This window comes from Mesorhizobium sp. M7A.F.Ca.CA.002.04.1.1 (assembly GCF_004022805.1).
Taxonomy (GTDB): domain Bacteria; phylum Pseudomonadota; class Alphaproteobacteria; order Rhizobiales; family Rhizobiaceae; genus Mesorhizobium; species Mesorhizobium ciceri.
Genome location: NZ_RZPL01000881.1, coordinates 1 through 2090 on the forward strand (window position 1 = coordinate 1; position 2090 = coordinate 2090).

The 2090-nt window shown below is 63.9% G+C and carries 1 protein-coding gene and 1 pseudogene; one reads left to right on the top strand and one right to left on the bottom strand.

Annotated elements, in window-relative coordinates; genetic code table 11:
* Positions 1–259 precede the first annotated feature (259 nt).
* Positions 260–1153, top strand: coding sequence for an acetylglutamate kinase (gene argB / locus ENZ75_RS29870; protein WP_013528489.1), 894 nt, complete (start codon positions 260–262; stop codon positions 1151–1153).
* A gap of 8 nt (positions 1154–1161) precedes the next feature.
* On the opposite strand, the pseudogene ENZ75_RS29875 reads toward argB, so the two are convergent.
* Positions 1162–2090 (bottom strand): annotated as a pseudogene (locus tag ENZ75_RS29875) (magnesium-protoporphyrin IX monomethyl ester cyclase); the annotation flags it as partial.

The window sequence follows — 2090 nt, forward strand, 5'->3', positions numbered from 1 at the left end:
CTGCCGGTCCATGTCACCGACGCCGGCCTGCCGATCGGCGTCCAGGCTGCCGGCCGTCCGGGCGACGAGGAGACGCTTTTGTCGCTCGCCGCGCAGATGGAGAAGATCTCGGGTTGGCTGGGTCGCAGGGCGCCGCTGATGGTGCCGACACGATGACGAGGTCGTGAAGCGCTCGAATATGACAGCAAAGCCATTTGCGGGCGGCGCCAATTCCCGCTAAGACGCCGCCGTCCTTACCGATCTCCAGGGAAAAAAGCCGATGACGGAAATAACCGCCACCGCCGAAATGCAGGCAGCCCTGTTGTCGCGGGCGCTGCCCTACATGCAGCGCTACGAGCACAAGACGGTCGTGGTGAAATATGGCGGCCATGCCATGGGCGACATCGAGCTCGGCAAGGCCTTCGCGCGCGACATCGCGCTGCTCAAGCAATCCGGCGTCAACCCGATCGTCGTCCACGGCGGCGGCCCGCAGATCGGCGCCATGCTGGCCAAGATGGGCATCGAATCCAAGTTCGAAGGCGGCCTGCGCGTCACCGACCAGAAGACGGTCGAGATCGTCGAAATGGTGCTGGCCGGTTCGATCAACAAGGAGATCGTCGCGCTGATCAACGCCGAGGGCGAATGGGCGATCGGCCTGTGCGGCAAGGACGGCAACATGGTGTTCGCCGAAAAGGCCCGCAAGACCATGATCGATCCGGACTCCAACATCGAGCGCGTGCTCGATCTCGGCTTCGTCGGCGAGCCGGTCGAGGTCGACCGTACCTTGCTCGATCTTCTGGCACGCTCCGAAATGATCCCGGTGCTGGCGCCGGTGGCGCCGGGACGCGATGGCCACACCTACAACATCAACGCCGACACCTTCGCCGGCGCCATTGCCGGCGCCTGCCAGGCGACGCGCCTGCTATTCCTCACCGACGTGCCGGGTGTGCTCGACAAGAACAAGAAGCTGATCGACGAACTGACCGTGGCCGAGGCCAAGGCGCTGATCAAGGACGGCACGGTCTCGGGCGGCATGATCCCCAAGGTCGAGACCTGCATCGAAGCGATCGAGCGCGGCGTCGAAGGCGTTGTCATCCTCAACGGCAAGACCCCGCATGCGGTGCTGCTGGAACTGTTCACCGAACATGGCGCCGGCACGCTGATCGTGCCCTGAGGGGCTCGTCAGCCGGCTAACTTTCTCGCCTCGGCATCTTCAATATTGTCGATGGTGGGAATGGCGGGCTTTCTGGCCGGGCGTCGAACGGACATCGATTCCTCCTCGGCATCCTGCGGCGCGCCCCAGAATTCGGCCAGCGTCGGGCCGTCTTTCACCCTGATGTCGCGGACCAGAAAGCCCCAGACCTCGCGGAACCACACGCGGCGGCCCATCTGTGTGTACCAGCGCATCGAATGGCGCTGCTCGGGATCCTTGTGGAACAGGATGCGGGCCAGCGCCTTCGGCCGTGATTGCACCGCCAGCTCGATCAGCTTGACGCTGAAGAACAGCATCCACGGCTTCAGCCGCGTCATCTGCAGCACCTGGTGCTTGTAGTCCCACAGGCGCGCATCCTGCTGGATCACCTTGCGATCCCGCGCGATGCGGAAGAACGGCGTCCAGCGATGCGGCGTCACATAAAGCGCCTGGATCTGGTCGGGGTCGTAGGCGATGAGTTGGCGAAAGCCGCGCCACAGGTCGCGAAACCCTTCGTCCTCGAAGCCGGACACCCAGGTCGCCATAGACAGGATGCCGCTGAGACGCAGCAGCCTTATCGCCTCGCGATCGGATGAGGTGCTGCCGCCCTTGCGGATTAATTGAAGCGTCTGCTCGTCGGTGTTTTCCATGCCGAGCAGCCAGCGGATGACACCGGCCTTGCGGTAGAGATGCAGGATGTCGGCATCGCGCACGATGTCGTCGGCACGGGTCGAACCGACGATCAGCACCGGCACGTTCTCGGCGATCAGGGCATCGAGGAAGGCCCGCCAGGCTTTCTTCGAGACCGTCGGATTCTCGTCGGCAAGATTGATGAGCTCGACGCCATGTTGGCGATGCAGCCATGCGATCTCCCTGGCGAATTTCACCGGATCGCGATGCCGCCAGCGGGTCCAGAAGC